This window comes from Bradyrhizobium sp. WYCCWR15520 (assembly GCF_056174665.1).
This window is the reverse complement of record NZ_JBWBWM010000017.1, coordinates 136454-150941: the sequence shown is the minus strand read 5'-3', so window position 1 is coordinate 150941 and position 14488 is coordinate 136454. Positions and strand designations below refer to the sequence as shown.

At 60.6% G+C, this 14488-nt stretch carries 22 protein-coding genes; 11 read left to right on the top strand and 11 right to left on the bottom strand.

From position 1 onward, the window contains the following. Window positions 1-285 precede the first annotated feature (285 nt). Together AC0QUY_RS20820 and AC0QUY_RS20815 are read left to right on the top strand one after the other, a co-directional pair. The gene (locus AC0QUY_RS20820) at window positions 286-663 is read left to right on the top strand and encodes a calcium-binding protein (RefSeq protein WP_475388177.1); all 378 of its coding nucleotides are present in this window, start codon (window positions 286-288) and stop codon (window positions 661-663) included. Next, window positions 650-847 (top strand): hypothetical protein, encoded by a 198-nt coding sequence (locus AC0QUY_RS20815; protein ID WP_475388176.1) that lies wholly within the window; start codon window positions 650-652, stop codon window positions 845-847. Before AC0QUY_RS20820 ends, AC0QUY_RS20815 begins: the two co-directional genes overlap by 14 nt. Before the next feature lie 67 nt (window positions 848-914). Here the strand turns inward: AC0QUY_RS20815 and AC0QUY_RS20810 are convergent, their stop codons facing one another. Further along, complete coding sequence (locus AC0QUY_RS20810; RefSeq protein ID WP_475388175.1) at window positions 915-1451, bottom strand: hypothetical protein; 537 nt, start codon at window positions 1449-1451, stop codon at window positions 915-917. Window positions 1452-1608: 157 nt separating this feature from the next. Between AC0QUY_RS20810 and AC0QUY_RS20805 the strand changes: the two genes are divergently transcribed. After that, window positions 1609-1722 carry an SWIM zinc finger family protein gene (locus AC0QUY_RS20805; RefSeq protein WP_161856252.1) on the top strand — a complete coding sequence of 38 codons (114 nt, stop codon included), beginning with the start codon at window positions 1609-1611 and terminating at the stop codon, window positions 1720-1722. Window positions 1723-1832: 110 nt separating this feature from the next. On the opposite strand, the gene AC0QUY_RS20800 is transcribed toward AC0QUY_RS20805, so the two are convergent. The 5 genes from AC0QUY_RS20800 to AC0QUY_RS20780 all read right to left on the bottom strand — a co-directional run bounded on the left by AC0QUY_RS20800 (window position 1833) and on the right by AC0QUY_RS20780 (window position 5006). Beyond that, complete coding sequence (locus tag AC0QUY_RS20800) at window positions 1833-2210, bottom strand: hypothetical protein (protein WP_475388174.1); 378 nt, start codon at window positions 2208-2210, stop codon at window positions 1833-1835. A 639-nt stretch (window positions 2211-2849) separates the two neighbouring features. Then, window positions 2850-3173, bottom strand: coding sequence for a hypothetical protein (locus AC0QUY_RS20795; RefSeq protein ID WP_475388173.1), 324 nt, complete (start codon window positions 3171-3173; stop codon window positions 2850-2852). An 83-nt stretch (window positions 3174-3256) separates the two neighbouring features. Next, complete coding sequence (locus AC0QUY_RS20790) at window positions 3257-3688, bottom strand: hypothetical protein (RefSeq protein WP_475388172.1); 432 nt, start codon at window positions 3686-3688, stop codon at window positions 3257-3259. Window positions 3689-4543: 855 nt separating this feature from the next. Beyond that, window positions 4544-4735, bottom strand: coding sequence for a DUF3606 domain-containing protein (locus AC0QUY_RS20785; protein ID WP_161850394.1), 192 nt, complete (start codon window positions 4733-4735; stop codon window positions 4544-4546). Between the two features lie 43 nt (window positions 4736-4778). Continuing rightward, the gene (locus tag AC0QUY_RS20780) at window positions 4779-5006 is read right to left on the bottom strand and encodes a hypothetical protein (RefSeq protein ID WP_161850393.1); all 228 of its coding nucleotides are present in this window, start codon (window positions 5004-5006) and stop codon (window positions 4779-4781) included. A 631-nt stretch (window positions 5007-5637) separates the two neighbouring features. On the opposite strand from AC0QUY_RS20780, the gene AC0QUY_RS20775 reads away from it, so the two are divergent. Together AC0QUY_RS20775 and AC0QUY_RS20770 are read left to right on the top strand one after the other, a co-directional pair. Beyond that, complete coding sequence (locus AC0QUY_RS20775) at window positions 5638-6342, top strand: EAL domain-containing protein (RefSeq protein ID WP_475388171.1); 705 nt, start codon at window positions 5638-5640, stop codon at window positions 6340-6342. Between the two features lie 146 nt (window positions 6343-6488). Then, window positions 6489-6803: a PAN domain-containing protein gene (locus tag AC0QUY_RS20770; RefSeq protein ID WP_475388170.1), complete on the top strand. Its 315-nt coding sequence runs from the start codon at window positions 6489-6491 to the stop codon at window positions 6801-6803. 17 nt (window positions 6804-6820) lie between these two features. On the opposite strand, the gene AC0QUY_RS20765 is transcribed toward AC0QUY_RS20770, so the two are convergent. Then, entirely contained in the window at window positions 6821-7108 is a 288-nt protein-coding gene (locus tag AC0QUY_RS20765; RefSeq protein WP_475388169.1) for a hypothetical protein, read from the bottom strand. A gap of 210 nt (window positions 7109-7318) precedes the next feature. Between AC0QUY_RS20765 and AC0QUY_RS20760 the strand changes: the two genes are divergently transcribed. Both AC0QUY_RS20760 and AC0QUY_RS20755 read left to right on the top strand, forming a co-directional pair. Then, complete coding sequence (locus AC0QUY_RS20760) at window positions 7319-7507, top strand: hypothetical protein (RefSeq protein ID WP_475388168.1); 189 nt, start codon at window positions 7319-7321, stop codon at window positions 7505-7507. A 24-nt stretch (window positions 7508-7531) separates the two neighbouring features. Continuing rightward, on the top strand, window positions 7532-8113 hold the full coding sequence (locus AC0QUY_RS20755) for a hypothetical protein (protein WP_475388167.1): 582 nt from the start codon (window positions 7532-7534) through the stop codon (window positions 8111-8113). A gap of 83 nt (window positions 8114-8196) precedes the next feature. On the opposite strand, the gene AC0QUY_RS20750 is transcribed toward AC0QUY_RS20755, so the two are convergent. The 3 genes from AC0QUY_RS20750 to AC0QUY_RS20740 all read right to left on the bottom strand — a co-directional run bounded on the left by AC0QUY_RS20750 (window position 8197) and on the right by AC0QUY_RS20740 (window position 10118). Next, complete coding sequence (locus tag AC0QUY_RS20750) at window positions 8197-8439, bottom strand: PilZ domain-containing protein (protein ID WP_161850386.1); 243 nt, start codon at window positions 8437-8439, stop codon at window positions 8197-8199. Window positions 8440-8557: 118 nt separating this feature from the next. Next, window positions 8558-9580 carry an aldo/keto reductase gene (locus tag AC0QUY_RS20745; RefSeq protein WP_475388166.1) on the bottom strand — a complete coding sequence of 341 codons (1023 nt, stop codon included), beginning with the start codon at window positions 9578-9580 and terminating at the stop codon, window positions 8558-8560. Window positions 9581-9692: 112 nt separating this feature from the next. After that, window positions 9693-10118 (bottom strand): PaaI family thioesterase, encoded by a 426-nt coding sequence (locus AC0QUY_RS20740; protein ID WP_475388165.1) that lies wholly within the window; start codon window positions 10116-10118, stop codon window positions 9693-9695. 79 nt (window positions 10119-10197) lie between these two features. Here AC0QUY_RS20740 and AC0QUY_RS20735 point away from each other — a divergent pair, with 79 nt between their 5' ends. From AC0QUY_RS20735 to AC0QUY_RS20725, 3 genes are all read left to right on the top strand, one after another. After that, the gene (locus tag AC0QUY_RS20735; protein WP_475388164.1) at window positions 10198-10827 is read left to right on the top strand and encodes an NUDIX hydrolase; all 630 of its coding nucleotides are present in this window, start codon (window positions 10198-10200) and stop codon (window positions 10825-10827) included. 234 nt (window positions 10828-11061) lie between these two features. Then, entirely contained in the window at window positions 11062-12042 is a 981-nt protein-coding gene (locus AC0QUY_RS20730; protein ID WP_475388163.1) for a Bug family tripartite tricarboxylate transporter substrate binding protein, read from the top strand. Window positions 12043-12152: 110 nt separating this feature from the next. Further along, window positions 12153-13346 (top strand): hypothetical protein, encoded by a 1194-nt coding sequence (locus AC0QUY_RS20725; RefSeq protein WP_475388162.1) that lies wholly within the window; start codon window positions 12153-12155, stop codon window positions 13344-13346. A 152-nt stretch (window positions 13347-13498) separates the two neighbouring features. Here AC0QUY_RS20725 and AC0QUY_RS20720 read toward each other — a convergent pair whose 3' ends face one another. Continuing rightward, entirely contained in the window at window positions 13499-13804 is a 306-nt protein-coding gene (locus AC0QUY_RS20720) for a hypothetical protein (protein WP_161850380.1), read from the bottom strand. A 200-nt stretch (window positions 13805-14004) separates the two neighbouring features. Here AC0QUY_RS20720 and AC0QUY_RS20715 point away from each other — a divergent pair, with 200 nt between their 5' ends. Next, on the top strand, window positions 14005-14484 hold the full coding sequence (locus AC0QUY_RS20715; protein WP_161850379.1) for a hypothetical protein: 480 nt from the start codon (window positions 14005-14007) through the stop codon (window positions 14482-14484). Window positions 14485-14488 lie beyond the last annotated feature (4 nt).

Sequence of the window (14488 nt, the reverse complement as noted above, 5' to 3'; positions counted from 1 at the left end):
AAGTGATGTGGGTGATTGCGATCTTTCCCATGGTTCGGTATCCGGTTCTCGCGCTTTGCATCTGGAGGACGAACGACCGGCGCGGCTGCCGACAACTTACCTGGCTTTCTTTAGCCATGGGATTTCGCGGCCGCCACCGGCGAACGACCTGGAACACTTCCGCCAGAGAAGGCGCGAAGCAGATACAGCAAGCCCGGACGAGCCAACGGGTCGCGCGAATGCGCGCCCGATGACAGGCTCCGCGATATCCGGGCGTTTCCGTTGATATCCCATTCCTGTTCCCGCATGTCGCTTCGCTCATGCGGCTACCTGCTGATGGTTCCAAGGTTGTGCGGTGCCGGAGATGACTCGATCGTCTGGAACGACCCTACGGGCGATGTCGTGTTTGGAGACGCCGGGAATGACACGCTGCGAGGCGGCGACGTTGCCGCCGACACGATCTTTGGTGGTAACGGTAACGACCTCATCCGGGCGGTCGCCACCCAGTCATTGGCGGATCACGCGCCTGACCGACTGTTCGGAGACCGCGGGAATGACACCATCATCGGCGGCAATGCTGCTGACACGATCGAAGGCGGCGCCGACGACGACACCCTCGCCGGTTTCGGTGGGGCCGATCAGTTCGTCTTTCGCGAGTCTGAAGGAGGCAATGATTATCATTAACGACTTCGACGTAACGCAGGACGTCGCGGTGTTGGAAGGCTTTGGAGCCGACTTCGACCCACTGGACAATCTGACCGCGGGAACTTCGGGTACCACCCTTAATCTCGGCGGGGGCGATCAGGTGCTGTTCGTGGGTCTGCTTCCGAACGAGTTGGCCGCCTCGAACTTCCTCGTGACCGCTTGAGGTGGGCGCGGGCGGGCCGGATCTTCGGCCCGCCCCGGCTCATGCGGGCTACTTGCTGGCAAGAGAGTTATAGTTCGGTCGCGACGAAACTTGGGTCGCCGTTCCGCTCCACAAGGTCGGGCCAAAATGGGATGTGCTTGGTTGGTTGGCTCCAGGGACGATGATTGAACCCAAGAAACTCTCGCTCAAAATAGTCCGTCAAATTGGCTCCGTAGTAAATCACGTCGGCCTGATAGACGGAGAATACGGGGTTGCCTTGCTCGCGGGGTTCTTCCGGCAAATATCGGTGCCCGATTAACGGTATCAACTTCGGCGCACGCGAGACGACTGATCGCAAAATCTCCTTGCGGGCATCTACTTTGGTTGGCCTCGTTCCCCATTCTGGCCACCACAGATGATTCTGTTCCACGTCGAACAGAAGTCCTTCAAACGGCCAAGCCAGCGCTCGCCTTATGTCAGCATCGTTCGTCCAATCGTGTCCATTTGCCGGACGTTTGTCCCTTAACAAGGCAATCAAGTCCGGAGGAAACTCCAAACCAAATCGACGTTGGGCGCTATCAAGCTCAGCCTGTGTGTAGCCCTTAAGCCATTGTACCAAAATCATCGCTCTTCACACCGCTGGTGGTGTCGCGGCCGAACCGTGCTTGCAGATTTCGAAAGTCTTTGAACGGCACCGGCATGCCATCGAGTTCAATAAAGACGCTGCCGCCGCATGTTCGCGTTGCTCACGCATTTGATCAGTTGCCGGTCGCAGCGCCAACATTTTCCCTGACTTCCCCAGTCGCTTATCCCTGCCGCCCTGTCGGTGCACCTGCCCAGGCAATTCGCGGCCCTGTCCTCACATCGCCATTCCTGCGCGACTGCCGGTGAGTTGAGGAGCGCGCCTGCGCCTATGAGGATGATCGCAAACAAAGCTGCCGTGCCATGTTCGAACCTCCCGAGAAGGGCGCATTTTTCGCCCGCCGCGCGATGGACACAAGGAACGCTATTTGATCGTCGCATTTACGGTAATGACCGACGTGCCTGAGGCCGACGGCCCCTGTCCCGTCGCCTTGATGGCAAACGTATCGCTTCCCGTGTACTTTTTCTTCGCCTTGTATTCGTAAGTCGTCGGGTTGAGCTTTTTCAGCTTGCCGTATTTCGGCTTTTGCAGAATGTCAGAACTGCTTACCGTGCCGCGCATCGGGATCGGAAACTGGCAACTCGCCCCCGGTGCGACGCTGATGTCGCCGGTTGAATTCTCGCCCCAATCTATAAGTCCTATCAACTTTGGACAGTCAGGCGCGGCAAACGCTGGACACATCGACATTGTGCTTGCTGCTCCAGCGATCAGCGCGAAAGCAGCGACTTGAGACAACCGCATGGTAGGCTTCCTCGTCTTCGTGCAAACACTGTCCAAACCTTTATCGTCGCCGGGGCGGTCTATACTTTGCAGGGTCGGCCCCAGTAATCGCTCGATACCACGCGGCGTCTGATTGCTGCAGCGCTTTGGCTGCGGCAAGATCCGAGTGTGCCCGATAGTACTGAGCGAGGCCGAGGTAACAATCGGTGCGCGCCGGTCCGCGAGGTATCGCCTCGCAGTTCACCTGCGCACCTGCGAGCCCGGGAGAACTCACCAGGAATAGTGCGACGACACTCGCGCTCCAACCTCTCATGCCCGACCCCGGGTGCCAACCAGCGGGACCCCAAGCAAAGTGTTTTCCTCCCCAGGGAGTGGTGGGAAAGAATGCTTGTCGGCCTTCAAATCGCTGTTCGCGCATTGCACGGCGCATGTTGATCGGCGGTATACAACTCCTAAAGCGCGGGTCTAGCAAGGGTAGTCCGGATGAGCGACTTGTCTGCGGTAGCTCAGCGAGCGAAAGAGGAAGCGACATCCGGACTTTGGTTCGTACCGACCCCCATATCGCGGAGCCTGTCATCTCTGCGCGAGCGCAGTTGCGCTCGTCGCGGGCGTGACCCGCTGGCTCATGCGAGCTACTTGCTCATTGCTAGGCGGGCCCGTTCAGACGGACGAGTTTTGACGTTCAAGCTCCGCCACGCACTGCAAGCAGAATGCTTGCCGTCCTTCGAGAGCATTGTAAGCCGCTTCAAACGCTTTCCAATGAAGGTCATCGACGTCAGCCAACGCTTCCGGAGGAAGACCGTCCAAGTCGTTGAAGCGATCAAATCCGTGAGATACGAAACAGGCCTCGCAAACAAACAAGTGTCCCATAATCGTGAGACGCCGCCCGCGTGGGGGGTGTTGGCCGCCTATCTGCTTCGCGATGTGCGAGCAGGTTTCCACGAAATTGACCCGTCCGTGGGTTTTGCACTTCATGACACCCATTGCGTGCCGAACTCCTTGGGCGCTGTCTGTAGAAGTGCATCATACCTCACCACAGCTTCCCCATGCATCTATGAACAAGCAGCCTAGCCAAACCGCAGTGCCCGTTCGACATTTTTGCGAAAGCTGTCGCGGTCGGTCCCATGGCGGTCGAGCGTGTTCGAAAGTCCGATCAGGCCGCTGCCAGCCGACGAGGGATCAAAACCAAACGGCCTGATTGCGATACAAGCCGGCCTTTCGCTCTCGGCGAACGCCAGCATTTGAGAGGCCAAATCACGTAAGACACGTTGTGCCTCGCGCGCATTTTTCAAGTCTGTATCGTATTGTCGTATCTGCTCGGAAGTGACGCAGGTCTCGCGAGGTTGTGGCGCTGCGACGTTCGCTAGAAAAGGCATTTGATGGCGCACAGTCCGTCGTAGATCGAAGAAATTTCGAATAGGCCGACCAATGAGTTCGAGCGCAAACCACCCAAATGCGCCGATCGTGGCGACCGAAACCAGGATCACGTACCACTGCATTCGCTGACCGCATCTGCTCTGCTGGCGACGATCTAAGCATACTGGAAATGGTTCCTGCCAAAATAAGCACGCTTATCGCCAGATTTTTAATTTGCTTCGACCAGACGTCTCAACAGTCCCTTTTCGCGCCGCGTTGGGATCAACATGAGCAAAGTAGCCCGGATGAGCGCTTGTCCGCCGTAGTTCACCGAGTGAAGGAGGCAGCGGTTGTGCCGATCCCGCATATCGCGAAGCCTGTCATCTCTGCGCGAGCGCAATTACGCTCGTCGCGGGCGCGCGACCCGTGGCTCATGCGGGCACCCGCCGAAAAGCAAAAGGCCCCTGGCGCGAAACGCCATGGGCCTTCACCTCAATGAGGGCTACATCCCTCATCGATACCACTGGGAAGCGCAGCGGTGCGCTATGACTTCGCTGCCTCGCGAGCGAGGCGTTCGGCTTTCAGTCGCTCGAAGTTGACGCGGAAAGCGTCGTCAGCCGCTTTGCGTTCGCGGAGCGCCTGCTCGACGTCCCAGCGGCGCTGCTCTGCTTTCGCCGCACGCTCTTCGGCTGAAGCCGAGGGCTTTTCTCGTTGTTCAAAAGGGTGCATGCATATCAACGCACCAAGGCAACCAAGGTTTCAACGCACCAAGGCAACCAAGGTTTCAACGCACCAGGCAGCCAAGGTTCCCTGATGGGGACCGGCCTCAATCCTCTTCCGCTGCCTTTGAGATGTGCGGCTGTTCAACCCAGTTGGCCTGCTGGCATGCGCAAGGCATGGCGCTGTCAGCACTGACAGCCGGTCTCTTCGCTCCATGCGCGCGTGGGGTGGTTCTCGCAAACCCATCCCAGGCCGAAACACAGGACATTTTGGGGCGATCACGAATGAGACGTACCCAACAGGCCAAGCTCCTTGCGAACGGCAGCGGCTGAATTCCCGACCTTGTCGACTGCCTTCTGCAGCTTTTCCCTCGTCACGCCGAGCGCCTTGGTCCAGTGCTTGACCTCGTAGTCTTCGTGCATGTTGATCTTGCTGCGGTCGGGCTGGTTTCTCTTCGTGAGATTGTCCATTGCACACCTCCGAAGAGCAAACGCGCTTGGAAATGGCCTGTTCCTACGAGGCCAGGGATATCAGTTGCTCCGCCCTGAAGCGCTGGTAGGCGCTGATGGCATTGTTCGAGAGCAGCAGGCGTCGCCGCTCTCCACACTTGATCATCATTTCAATCGTATCGAGCAGATGATTGGCCGCAATGTCCGGGCTGCCCAGCTCGCCGGTTGCCTCAAGGTAGTCCCAGGCGATCTGAAAGGAGTCTGCGACAAGGTTTGCCAGCGTCTCGCTCATGACGGGCAACGATATGGCCTCCCATTCTGTTCCGTTCAAAGACGCGGCTGGTAGATGTGGACGCGGGCTGAGATGCGGGCTACGCGCTGCCGCTGATTTGCCCTTCAATGCAAGCGCAGATTGTCGCCCGCGAGGTGCGACCAATTGGCACGACGGGCAAATCAGTAAAACCTGTCCAGTCCTTGTCGCAAAAATATTCCGCTTCACGCGCGACCCAAATCAACGCCATAACTCCGCGCGTCTCACCTACCCAAGGGGCGTTGGCCACGTCACGAACGCGCGGTGAGATGCGGTGGACGCTGATAGCGCTAGCTGACGTTAAGCGCCTGAAGCGGACGGCGAAGTCGTGTGGTTCTGGCGCCGCGGTGCTGGCGTTAAATTCTTGAGAAGCGAAGCTTCTCAGGGGTGACGGAGGCAAGAAAGCCGTTCTCCGGGAAGAGCACGAAGTAAGCCGTAAACCATCGCTCAGGGAAAGCCGGGATGCCTCCGCTGCCCTGTATGCTCGTGTGCGTTTCCTTATGCGCAAAAGCACGCGAGACCGCGGGTGCAGCGTGCACCCGGCTTTCCCTGCGCCCTTGGCTTTTTTGAGGGCGGAAGTTCCAAGCAAAGCTCGGGCCCCTACGCCGCGAGAATGCGGACGTATACGTGCTCGCTGTTCGAGCCAGCCACGCGGCTGGGATCGCAGGTATCTCCGTGTTCCTACGGGGGTTTTAACGAAAACATTGAGCCCGAGCGAAACCGTAAGTGCGGGCTGATCGTCGAGCTCGGCAATCTGGTGCTCGCCAAGTCGTGCCGCCATGCCATGATGATGCCGGATGATATCAAGGTTGCGGTCAACCTGTCCGCCCTGCAATTCGCCAGCGGCAGCCTTGTCGATTCCGTGATGTACGCGCTGGCGGACAGCGGGCTTGCCGAAACGCGGCTGGAGCTCGAGATCACCGAGAGCGTTTTCCTGGCCGACAGCCAGGAAAATCTCAAGACGCTCGAACGCCTGAAGCGGCTCGGCGTTTCGATTGCGCTCGACGATTTCGGCGTCGGCTATTCGTCACTGTCCTATCTGACCGCGTTTCCGTTCAACAAGGTCAAGATCGACAAGTCTTTCATCGACAGGATCGGCCGCTCCGAGACCGTCGCCGTCCTTGGATCGATCGTCCAGCTTGCGAAGACATTGAACCTCTCGATCGTCGCCGAGGGCGTCGAGACATACGAACAGGTCGAAAAGATCCGCTCGCTCGGGATTGCCCTGGGGCAGGGCTATTTCTTCAGCAAACCCGTGCCGCTCGGCGAACTATTGCTGCAAGGCCTCGCCGAGAGCGAACGGCAGGCCGTGGCGTAGCGCTCATCAGGTGCCGAGATCGGCATTGCGCTGCCACCGCAATCCCGATCTCATAAATGGCGGCAAGCATGTGAGGCAGTTCATATCGGGTTGCGATCGGAAAGCGCCTAAATAGCGAATTCAGGAGATTGCCACAGGAGGTTGTTATGTATCTCCGTAGTCTGATATTCGCATCCGCATTCGTTATTACATTTTCTGGAATCGCCGGCACCGCTCTGGCGCAAGGGGAAAACTTCTCCCGGAACATCGATCGACCCGGCAACGATTTCCGCACCGTCCCACTAAGGGGCAATGCAAGAGATTGCCAGAGACTTTGCAACGCGGACAGCGGATGCCGCGCCTGGACATTCGTCAGGCCCGGCATCCAGGGGGTGAATGCCCGTTGTTGGCTGAAGAACGTGATCCCGGCCGCGGTCGCCAATTCATGCTGCACGTCTGGCGTAATTAGAAGGAATTTATGACCTGTGAAGCCGCGCAGCTAAAACCCGAACACGCTGAAAATCGCGCCGAAGATCGCCGCGATCACGGCCACGACGCCGAAGATGACGGAGGCCACCGCATCGAGGATCATTTCGACCACGTCCGACGCGGAGCTTGCCGCAACGATCACAACGCAGCAGCCGGCGCCGATCAGCAGCGAGATGACCATGTTGAACACCATGATCCACAGCACCGTAAAGACCAAGCCGCCCAGGATCAGCGCCACGGCGATGCGGCGGGCAGGGCTGTTCGATGCGGGTTGGGCAACTGGCGCTGGCGAATTCATGACCGGCAATCCTCTGGGCAATCACCCGGATTGTCGCCACCGTGCCTGAAAAGGTTCAAGCGAAGCCCGCTGCGCCTCATTCTGGCGCGGTTGGGCGCAGCGGCCACGGGCCGCCGGCCTGTTTCGCGTGCGAGGTCTGCGATATCATTGCATCGACGCCACAACCCGGTTCCGGTCCAAAACCTGATCGGAGGCTCCTGAGGTGCTGCGATGACGGAATGGTATTTTGTCTGGGTCGAAGGCCTGCGCGGGCCGGCGCCGCAGAAATGGTCGTCGGAGGGGCTTTGGGGGCAGATCGGCCGTCAGGATGTCATCGTCCGTTTCGCGCTGAGCGACGAGGAGGCGCATCTCACGCTCGACGAACTGGCAAGGCGGCATCCCATTCCTGACGGAAGATAGATTGGTGCGGATGGAACGTTCCGCTTGGTTCCCCCCGTTCCAGCAGATGTGCAAAATTTCAAAACCTGTCTTTCTGCGGAACTTTGCGAATTTAATTCCGTTGCCGGCTTGAACCGCCGCAAAGAGGCACCACTGTCCCGAATTCAATTCGGCTTGTTTGCGGAATTGAAAGCGAACCTGCGGACCGGCGTGCGGCGCCGGTGGGGACGAACGTTCAGGTTCGATACGCCTGACGTCATTTCCTCCGCAGGAGCCGCGTGTGGTCAAGGCCATCACGCGGTTCTCACCAACCAGAAGCCAGGTAAGGAGTCGTGCATGAAATTGAACTCGGCACAGGTCGAACGCGCATTGTCGCAATTCGAAGCCCAGGCGCTTCCCGATGATCATCCGGTGGTCCCGCAATTGGCCAGCATGTTTGGCGATCACACATTCTTCATCGACAGCGGCGGACTCAACGTGCTGGAGCCGACCGAGGCCTCCGAGCCGGAATCGCCGATCGGCATGATCGTGAACCTTGCCTATTGGAGCGATGAGACGCTGACGAAGCTATCGCCTCACGAGCCGGAGCCCACAGGCGTGATCGTCAACCTCGAATCCAGGCACTGACCGTTCGTTGCGAGAACTCGCTCTCTTAGCCACGCGATTTGTCGTGCGCGGCCGCGTGCCGCGCGCGACGCCGGCTGCGCCGGTCAGGCTTCGAAATGAACCCCGATCCGCGTCTCCTTGCGCCAAACGACATGACACGGCACATGGACGTGATCAGGTTCGATCACCAGCGTGAAGCGTTCGGGAATGCCGACGGGGGAACTCACCTCGAGGGCGGCGCCGGTTTCGGAGAGATTGCGAACGGTGCAGTCGATAGTGCCGCCGCCAAACGAAATCCTGCCCGCCTTCAGCAGGCGCCGCCGTGGTGCTGTTCTGTGCTCGTCCACCACATGGACCTCCACCTGAACAGGGAATTTCCCACGGGCGAGGTTACTATCCCGTTACTGAGCATTGCAGCTCCAGTGCAACTAAAGGTGGCTGGCAATCGCCGAGCCGGCCGATCCGTTATCGGGTATCGCTATCCGTCCGCGCCCGCCGCCCCTCGATCGGGTAGGCCGGATCATTGAACCCCGGCGTCGAGGGATGGCCGCTGACCACCAGGCGGTCGATCAGCGCCTCGTCTTCCGCCGTGAAGCGATAGTCGAGCGCCTTCACGTAATCGTCCCACTGCGCTTCCGTGCGGGGGCCCGCGATCACCCCGCTCACGAAAGATGAGTTCAGTACCCAAGATACCGCGAACTGTCCGGCGCTGATGCCGCGCGCCTCGGCGTGGCGCTTGATCTCCTGCGCGAGCTGCAGCGACTCCGGCCGCCATTCGGTCTGCATCATGCGCTTGTCGGCGCGGCCGGCGCGCGTCTCCTTGTCGGGCGCCGCGTCAGGCCTGTACTTGCCGGTCAGCACGCCGCGTGCCAACGGGCTATAAGGCACGATGCCGAGGCCGTAATAGCCGCAGGCCGGAAAATGCTCGACCTCGGGCATGCGGTTCATGGCGTTGTAATAGGGCTGGCTGACGATCGGGCGGTCGATGCCGTTGTTGTCGCAGATGTTGCAGATTTCGGCGACGCGCCAGGCGCGGTAGTTCGAGACGCCGAAATAGCGGATCTTGCCCTGGCGCATCAAATCGCCGATGGCGCGCACCGTCTCCTCCAGCGGCGTCGCATGATCCTCCTTGTGCAAATAGTAGATGTCGATGAAATCGGTGCCAAGCCGCTTCAGGCTCTCTTCCGCCGCCTGCATCACCCAGCGCCGCGATAGCCCGCCGCGATTGGGATCGTCGCCGATCTGGTTGGCGAGCTTGGTCGCCAGAATCCAGTTCGTGCGATTGTTTGAAATCGCGCGGCCGACTACCTGTTCGGACTGGCCGCCATTGTAGGCGTCCGCGCTGTCGATGAAATTGATGCCGGCCTCGCGGGCTTTCGCAATGATGCGCGACGACGTGGCCTCGTCGGTCGGGCCGCCGAACATCATGGTGCCCAGACAGATCGGCGAAATCTTGAGGCCGCTGCGGCCGAGTTGGCGGTATTGCATGGGATGGGTCCTCTATTCTGGGCCGTCATTCCGGGATGGTCCGAAGGACCAGACCCGGAATCTCGAGATTCCGGGTTCGATGCTGCGCATCGCCCCGGAATGACAGCAACTCTCAGCTCTCGCTCTTCAATATCTTGAACACACCGCTCGCCATCGCGATACAGCGCTTGTCGACGGTCACCTCCGTCGTGATGAAAATCAGGCTGCGGGTCGAGCGCACCACATGCGGTTTCGACACCAGGATCTCGCCGATCTTGCCGGCTTCGACAAAATGCGTATCGAGCTGCACGGTCGCCAGCGTCGGCTTGCCGGAAACGAAGCGGGCGGTCATCCCGCAGGTGCGGTCGGCGAAGGTCATGATGACGCCGCCCTGCACCAGGCCGCGGCGATTGTGGTGCTTGTCCTCGGTAGCAAGCGCGTATTCGTGGCTGCCGTCGACGACGCGTTGCCACAACGGGCCGATCAGGTGCAGGAAGCCGGTGGTTTCGACGATCTTCCAGCCGTCGGATTTGAGTTTGTCCGCGGCCTTGGTCGTCATGTCGTGCGTTCCGTTTCCTGCGGGTTGTCATGCGGTTCGGGTCATTTCATCGGCTGCACTTGTGTTGTAGTCAAGCGGGATGGGCCGGTCATTTGACGATACCACACGGCGGAATATCGCAAGCCTCTGCGCGGCCTTCACGCGGGCGCCCTCAGATGGCGCAGGGTCGGAGCTGAAGCGCGCCGCAGTAGCCATTGCGCTGACGGAAGCCGAGGGCGGCGGAGGAACGACATTTCTCCTGACCCGCCGCGCCGCGACCTTGCGTTCGCACGCTGCCCAATGGGCGCTGCCGGGTGGCCGTTGCGACCAGGGCGAGACGCAGGCGCAGGCGGCGCTGCGCGAATTGCACGAAGAACTCGGCGTCGCGCTGGGGGAGGGCGATGTGCTCGGCCTGCTCGACGACTACCCGACGCGCTCAGGCTATCTGATCACGCCCGTGGTGGTCTGGGTGAGCACCAGTGCCGATATCGTTCCCAATCCGGCCGAGGTCGCCTCGGTGCATCGCGTCGCGCTCGACGACATCGAGCGCGCGGACGCGTTCAGCTTCACCACGATTCCCGAAAGCACGCGGCGCGTGATCCGCTTCCGCCATGCCGGCCAGCACATCCACGCGCCGACGGCGGCGCTGATCTATCAGTTTGCCGAAGTGCTGGCGGGAAGAAGCACCCGCGTCGCCGAGTTGGAGCAACCGGTGTTCGCCTGGCGGTAGGGCCGTCATTGCGAGCCAACGGGTCGCGCGAATGCGCGCCCGATGACAGGCTCCGCGAAGCAATCCATCTCGCAGCCAGCGGAGGCGTGGATAGCTTCGTCGCTTCGCTCCCTTGCGCAAACGCTCCGCGTTTGTCGCAGGCAATGACGGCATGCGTGTTCCGCTTGCGAACAGACAGCGTTTCAGCAACGATACCGGACCAACAAGAAAAACAGTCTTGGGAGCACGCTCAATATGGCCACTCGGAAAGTATTGGCTTGCGCAGCCACCGCGATGATCGCGCTGGCGGCGGCATTCACCGGCGCGTACGCCCAAAATTATCCCGCGCGCGCCATCACGCTCGTCATTCCGTTCGCGCCGGGCGGCAGCACCTCGATCGTCGGGCGCGCGATTGCCGACAAGATGAGTGAGCTGCTCGGCGAGAAGGTCGTGGTCGATAATCGTCCCGGCGCCGGCGGCACGGTCGGCACCAAGGCGGTCGCCAAAAGCGATCCCGACGGCTACACCCTGCTGCTCGGCTACACCGGCACGCTGGCGATCGGTCCCTCGCTCTACAAAAATCCCGGCTACGATCCGCGCAAGGATTTTGCGCCGATCGGCATGATCGGCAACGCGCCGAATTCACTGGTCGTGCATCCGTCATTCCCCGCGAAAAGCGTCGCCGAACTGATCGCCTATGCCAAGGCCAATCCCGACAAGGTCAATTTCGGCTCGGCCGGCGCCGGTACCGCCAGCCATATCACCGGCGAATATTTTGCCCGCGCGGCAGGGATCAGGCTGGTGCACATCCCCTACAAAGGCACCGGCCCCGCGTTGACAGACCTGTTGGGTGGCCACATCCCGATGGCATTCGCGCCGATCCCGGCCTCGCATGCCAACGTCGCCGCCGGCAAGCTGCGTGCGCTGGCGGTGACCAGCACCACGCGATCGAGCCTGCTGCCTGACGTGCCGACCATGATGGAGGCGGGGCTCGCCGCTTTCGACGCTTCGCTCTATTACGGCCTCGTGGCTCCCGCCGGCACACCGCGGCCGATCGTCGACAGGCTCAACAAGGCGCTGCGCGACGCGCTCGCCTCTGAAGAGGTGAAGAAGCAGCTCGGCAATGACGGCACCGAGATCACGCCCGGCACGCCGGAAGACTATGCTCTCTTCATCGACAAGGACGAGAGGAAGTGGTCGCAACTCGTCAAGGCCAGTGGTGTTGAACAGGAGTAGCCGAGAATTCTTCCCTTCTCCCCTTGTGGGAGAAGGCAAGTAAGGCAGTGCCGCCTAATGTCGCGCCGTTTCGGGGCTGACTTCGCGGGTATGCTTGTTACAACCGAGCCATGCGCCTGCCATTGATTCGCATGGGTTCCGGATGTGTCGCGCTCGCGCTGCTTGCGAGTGTGCCGCCTGCCGTGGCGATCGAGCCGCTCCCTTCCTCAACCGCCGATGCGATGGCGCAAGCCGCCTCGCCGCAGGCGATGGCCGAATATCGCCGCAAGCTTAGAGAGTATCAGGAAGCGCGCGCCGCGTTCGAAGAGGAGGCGGGCGCCTACTGGGCTTCGATCTCGGAGAAGCGGAAGGGCCGCAATGCCAAGCGCCGGGAACGCCAGACCATCACGCTCGACGATTACGTGCTGACGCAGCCGCCGGTCTACAGCGGTCCGAAGCGACCGGTCAGCCCGGAGCCGGAGGAAGAGAAGCCGCCGCGCGAGCGCAAGCCGCTGCCGGTGGTCGCCGATTTCCTGAAAGCCGCCGCCGAGCAGTTTCAGTTCACGCCGCAACGGCCCTCATCCGAGCTCGAGTTCAAGCGCGCCTATGCCCGTTACGCACTGGCGGCAGGCCTGACACGCGAACAGGCAATACGGGTCTACTCGTTCGAGACCGGCGGCAACGGCAATTACGACATGCAGTCGGGGCTGAATCCGTCGAGGCCGGGCTCGCGCGCGATCTCGACCGCGATTGGCTACAATCAGTTGCTCACCACCAACAGCGTCGAACTGCTGGCCGAGCAGGGTCACGAGCTCATCAAGGAACTGACGGCAAGGGCCGCGACGCTGTCGGGCGTGCCGCGCAAGGCGATGGATCACAAGCTTGCCGTGTTGAAAAAGATGGTGGCGTTCACGCGCACAGTGCCGGACACTTGGTCCGAGCATGAGAAGCTTGCCAATACGCCGCAAGGCTGGGCGGTGCACGCCATGGTGCTCGATGTCGACGTCGGGCCGATGCTGCAGACCCACAAGCTGTTGACCTCGGTCCATTTCGCGCGCGCCAAGGGCTATAACCGGCCGCTGACGGCCGCCGAACTCGAAATGATGAACCTGACCGGCGATGGCACCGGCCTCGACATGGTGACAATGCCGCACGCGATGCGCGAGCGGGTGCCGACTTCAAACTTCTTCCAGCGCGGCGGCTACGAACGCAACCCGGTCGCGATCCGCCACAACACGGTGGCGAAGCTGCTGGCGGTGACCGACGAGCGGATGGATTTCAACAGCAGCAAGCCCGGCGCGAAGGAACTGGCCGGGGCGTTTTGATATGCTTCGTCCCTTCTCCCCTTGTGGGAGAAGGTGCCGGAGCGAAGCGGAGGCGGATGAGGGGGGTTCTCTCCGCGGACACAGACCTCTCATCCGACGCGGACTGCGTCCGCGCCACCTTCTCCCACAAGGGGAGAAGGGAAGAGTCCTCCTCAATTCGATCCGAACATGAATCTGCCATCGCCCTCGAGATAGGGGCCGGTCCGCATGTAAAGCTGGCCATTCTCGCCAACGAAGAACAGCGTGCCCTTCGGCACCTTCTTGGCGCCCTTGAGCAGAAGGCCGGCATTATTGGTGCCCATCTTGTAGGACACGGTCTTGCCGTCCCTGCCATAGGCATAGCCCATATCCGACTTCAGCTCCCAAGGCGTGGGTGCCGCAGCTTGTGCGAATGCCGATGTCGCCAGCCCCGTCAGTACGGCAGCCACCAAAACAGTTTTTGTCGAAACTCTCGTCATCATCCATCCTCCCCGCAAGTCATTCGGCTTCCCGTCCCACGTTTTGAACAAATCACGAACGATGTGATGCCGTCAATCTGCACCTTCGACGCATCACACCGCACTTGAGACTTTGTGATTTCCCGCGTTCGACTTCGCGACTATGTTCGCGTTTCCGGCTACAAGCATGCATTGCGAAGAACGTCATAGGGATGGTCAGGATGAACGTCGTCATGAAGATCGGTCTCGGTGTTGCGCTGTCGATCATGACGCTGGCTCAAGCGGCAGAGGCCAACGACTTCAAGCTCTCCCAAAACCAGAGGATCGCCTGCAGCCGGGGATTGAGCGCAGGCAAGCTCAACACTTCGACCTGCAAATCCTATGCATACGTGTTCAACACCAAAACGTCGGAATATTTCCGCTGCCAGGTCTCACTGGCCCTGACGCGCGACAACAAGGAAGTCATCAATGTGCAGGCCGACGGCGGCTGCGCCAAGAGGCCGCGCATCTTCGATACCGACGGGAACTATTCGTTCGATGCCACCGAAACCGAGGGGCCAAACACCAATTCGTTCTTCGGTCCCGGCGGCTACGCGGTGTGGGCCAGCGACAACAATGCGCTGAAAGTGCGCGGCTGCATCATCATCTCATCCGGCCTTGGCTCCGACATCTCGAAATGCATCGACATGAAGTTCGAGTGAGCCT